Origin of the sequence: Microcoleus sp. S28C3 (assembly GCF_036700785.1) — a bacterium.
Taxonomy (GTDB): Bacteria; Cyanobacteriota; Cyanobacteriia; order Cyanobacteriales; family Microcoleaceae; genus Microcoleus; species Microcoleus asticus.
Window position 1 is genome coordinate 1 of sequence record NZ_JAUBPO010000227.1, and the last position, 3967, is coordinate 3967.

A 3967-nucleotide genomic window follows, 5' to 3' on the forward strand; every position below is an offset into this window, starting at 1 on the left:
CTACTGTCATATCACACTATGATAAACACTTCTCTCTAATAGTAACTTACTCGATCCTTTCCTTCAGGGCACTACCCTTTTCTGCTATACTATCAATTTGATTCAAACAAGGAACAGGCGACCAATTTGGATAATTTGGTTCGCCAAACTCAATTCGCCCTTCACAAACCATCTCGAATTTAATAGTAGTGCCGTCAACAATAACAGGAAATCTTATCCCATACTGGTTTGCTTGAATATCGTTCGGGAGAACAATGCGTGAAGCGAAGCTATCCCCAAGAGAATCGCGACTAGCAAAAATCGCATCATAGCCTCCTTCGGCAACTTTTCGGCGCAGGAGACGGTAGCCATCATCCATCGGACACATAAAGTCAATATCGTGGCTCAACCAATATTCTCCGTGTTCCATACTTACCAGAGTTCCGCCGCCAAAATAAGCCCGACATTCCTGTAGAAATTCGACATTTAAGTGGCTGAGTACAGTTAATATCTTTTGATGAATTTCCCGTTTAAACATTGCTTGAGAACTTACCCAATTTTCTGGTTTTTTGGGTTGACAAATACTTCCCTGTTGTGCTACTATCCAAGACTTATAGTGTTGGCTAATTGCTTGAATAAAAGCCAGTTCCTCGGAGCTAGGTTTTTCCAAAACTCCCCAATAATTCCAGCCAGATTCGTAGCGGGATAGCATTTCCTTGAGAGTCAATTTTTTGACATCAGCAATTTGCCAGCAGATAGCTTGAAGAAATGGAAGTTGGGCAGGAACTTTAAATGCGGTTGCTATTTCTTGATTGTTCATCTGCTTTCAGCAAAAGCGAGGCAGAGCCTCTGGATCTGCGTTACCAGGCAGAGCCTGGCAACGAGGAATTTTGTTTTAGTCCCTCTCAGCTCGGACTTTGTTTGTTTATCCCCGAATTCTATTCTGCGGGTTCTATTCCGTAGGTTACTAACTTCCAGATAAAATCTCTTCCAGTGCTAATTTCAGCGTCGGATATTGATATTGAAAACCGCTAGCTAAAGTTTGTTTCGGTAACACTTTTTGACCTTCCAAAACAACTTTTGCCCCGTCTCCCAACAGCATTTCTAAAGCAAAACTTGGTACCGGCAACCAAGAAGGCCGCTGCAAAACTTCTCCTAAAGTTTGGCACAATTCATTCATCCGCACCGGATTAGGTGCTGTCGCATTCAAAACACCTTGAACTTGCGAATTTTGCAGAGCATACAAAATTAAATCAACTACATCCTCGCGGTGAATCCAAGAAAACCACTGTTTTCCTGTCCCAATCGGGCCGCCTGCAAATAGTTTAAAAGGTGGCAGCATTTTTGCTAGCGCGCCTCCCATTCCCAAAACTATCCCCAACCGCACAATTGCTAGCCGCGTTCCCGCATTTTTTGCAGGTTGGGCGGCTGCTTCCCAGTCTTTGCACACTGCTGCTAAAAAATCGTTTCCCGCAGGGCTAGTTTCGTCAAACTCAGCGGTTTCGCTGGTTCCGTAATAGCCGATCGCCGATGCGCTAACCAACACAGATGGTTTAGGATTAGCATTGACGATCGCCTCGACCAATTTTGCCGTCGTCAGTTTGCGACTGTCGAGAATTGCTTGCTGGCGCGCCTCCGTCCACCTTTCCTCCGCAATCGGAACCCCTGCTAAATTGACAACAGCGTCGCAGCCCGCGATCGACTTTTGCCAATCACCAGACTCCGCAGGAGTGTAGGCGACAACTTGCAAATTCGGATAAGCTGAAGCCGGAAAAACTCGCCCAGCCTTCGCCGCATCCCTGCTCAAAACCACAACTTGATGTCCCGCAGCTTGCAGCTTTTCCACCAGTCGGCTACCTACAAATCCCGTTGCTCCCGCGATCGCTACTTTCATTTTTTACCCGCAATGCACATCAACAGTAGTTTAGACGATCGTCCAAACTTGTTTTGAATTATACAAAAATAAAGAGCAGCCTCGATCGCCTCCCCACAAGCTTTCTGTATTTTGATTAAACTGATATGGGACACGAGGAACACAAACCATGCCTGCAAAAAAATCAAAGCTTCTAATTGCTGCCTCCGTCGCCGCAGCAGGTAGCGCTGGGGTCTACTTTTACTTCCAGGGTTTGGGCCAACAAGTATCCAACCCTCAAGACAGCGCCAAAGTTGTGCCCGACGAAGCAATGATGGCCGCGTTTATCTCCCCCAATCCCCAAGCGCTGTCAAAGTTGCAGCGATTTGGCACCCCTGGGGCTCAAAAGTTGGTCGGTCAGGGTTTGAAGGCCTTTCAAGAACAAAGCTTGGCAGGTACTCAAATCGACTTTGACAGGGACTTAAAGCCTTGGCTGGGGGGGGTGATGGTCGCTTTGCTGCCCCCTGATGCTGCGGCGAATACAGAGTCTCCAAAACTGCTGGTAATAGTCAGTGTGAAAAATAAAATTAGCGCTTGGAATTTTGCTAATAAATTAAAATCTCAGCCCGGTGCAACTACTCAAGAAACCGAGTATAAGGGAGTTAAAATTTATGAGATTGCAGAGCCAACTGGCAAGCGCTACAGTGTGGCTTTGCTGAACGACCAATTAGTGATGGCTCCTTTGAAGAAGCCTGTGGAATTGGCGATCGATACTTTTAAAGGAGAACCCTCCCTCGCCACCCAGCAGAGCACAACTAAGTTTTTTGCAGAGAGTGCTGGTGTCAAGAATCCGATCGCAACTGTTTATATTGCTGACTATCCGGCGGCAATTGAGCAATTGAAAGCTAATTTGCCCGCAGATATCCAGTTGCCTTGGACAGTGTTTTCGCAGTTCAAACAAGTCAAGTCTTTGGTCGCGGGAATTGGGGCGGATAGTGAGGGATTGAGGGTAAAAACTATTGCTCAGTTAGACCCTAAACTCGTGCAGCAAAATCCACAATTCGCATCGAAATTGTTGCCCAGATTTCCGGATGAAACTATTGCTTTAGTCGGCGGCAAAGGCATCGATAAAATTTGGTCGCAAGCAACCGCTGAGGCAAAAGATAGCCCGGAAGTTGACAGGGGAGTTCAGCAGGTGAGGGATAGTTTTAAGCGCTTGGATTTGGATGCGGATCGGGATGTTTTTGGTTGGATGAACGGGGAATTTGCGATCGGGGCGATCGGTTCCAATCAAGGCATTTTGTCTCAGTTGGGGATGGGGGCGGCGATGATTTTTGAAACGAGCGATCGCCCTGTCGCCGAAGCAACTCTGAAAAAACTCGATGCGATCGCCAAAAGCAATCCTACAGTCAGTGTCGCCCCCAGACAAGTTCAAGGCAAAGAAGTTACGGAGTGGCAAATACCCCAGCAAGGCACTTTATTCGGACACGGTTGGCTGAATGAAAATTCTGTGTTTGTAGCTTTCGGCGGGCCTTTAGTTGATGTGATTACTGCGACGCCACCGCAACCGCTAAGCAGCAGTCCGAGTTTTCAGGCGATCGCCACTTCTTTACCGCAAGCCAACCAAGGTTACTTTTATATAGATATGGAAAAAACCATGTCTTGGGCTAACCAATATTTGCTCGCAGTACAGCCAAATTTAGTTTCGCCGCCCGCCGCTGAATTGCTGAATTCTCTCCGAGGAGTTAGCGTAGCCACAGCTTCGACAGCACCCTCAACAGCGCAGTTGGAGATGCTTTTTGCGTTCAAATCTAATTAACTAATTGAGAATCTATTAGTTTGGGCAGGCGGACGAGATATTGTATAGAAGCGGTTTCAACAGCCGAATGAAACCGCCTCATCTTCCTCTCTTGAATTTAGCTACAATATTCTTGAAATTGGCGATCGACAAAATCAGAAACCACACCGCAACCCCGCACCGAGATGTCAAGACTTATTTGATTTAATTTATCCTGATAATTTTGGGCATTAATGGCGATCGTATTTTAACGATCGTTTCTTACTGGAGTTTAGACTAAAAAACGATCGCATCTAAAAGTACCTGCCTTTCAACACCGGGCAAGTTATTGCTCAACA

At 46.4% G+C, this 3967-nt stretch carries 3 protein-coding genes; 1 reads left to right on the forward strand and 2 read right to left on the reverse strand.

Annotation, left to right across the window (positions count from 1 at the left end; genetic code table 11):
* Positions 1–46: 46 nt before the first annotated feature.
* The gene (locus QUA13_RS31795) at positions 47–799 is read right to left on the reverse strand and encodes a nucleotidyl transferase AbiEii/AbiGii toxin family protein (protein WP_333204988.1); all 753 of its coding nucleotides are present in this window, start codon (positions 797–799) and stop codon (positions 47–49) included.
* Positions 800–946: 147 nt separating this feature from the next.
* Entirely contained in the window at positions 947–1873 is a 927-nt protein-coding gene (thyD, locus tag QUA13_RS31800) for a thylakoid membrane protein ThyD (RefSeq protein WP_333204989.1), read from the reverse strand.
* Positions 1874–2021: 148 nt separating this feature from the next.
* Here thyD and QUA13_RS31805 point away from each other — a divergent pair, with 148 nt between their 5' ends.
* The gene (locus QUA13_RS31805) at positions 2022–3650 is read left to right on the forward strand and encodes a DUF3352 domain-containing protein (RefSeq protein ID WP_333204990.1); all 1629 of its coding nucleotides are present in this window, start codon (positions 2022–2024) and stop codon (positions 3648–3650) included.
* Positions 3651–3967 lie beyond the last annotated feature (317 nt).

Excerpts from the sequence above, each read along its gene's own strand:
- QUA13_RS31795 (WP_333204988.1), bottom strand. The coding sequence starts at position 799 with ATGAACAATCAAGAAATAGCAACCGCATTTAAAGTTCCTGCCCAACTT.
- thyD (WP_333204989.1), bottom strand. The coding sequence starts at position 1,873 with ATGAAAGTAGCGATCGCGGGAGCAACGGGATTTGTAGGTAGCCGACTG.
- QUA13_RS31805 (WP_333204990.1), top strand. The coding sequence starts at position 2,022 with ATGCCTGCAAAAAAATCAAAGCTTCTAATTGCTGCCTCCGTCGCCGCA.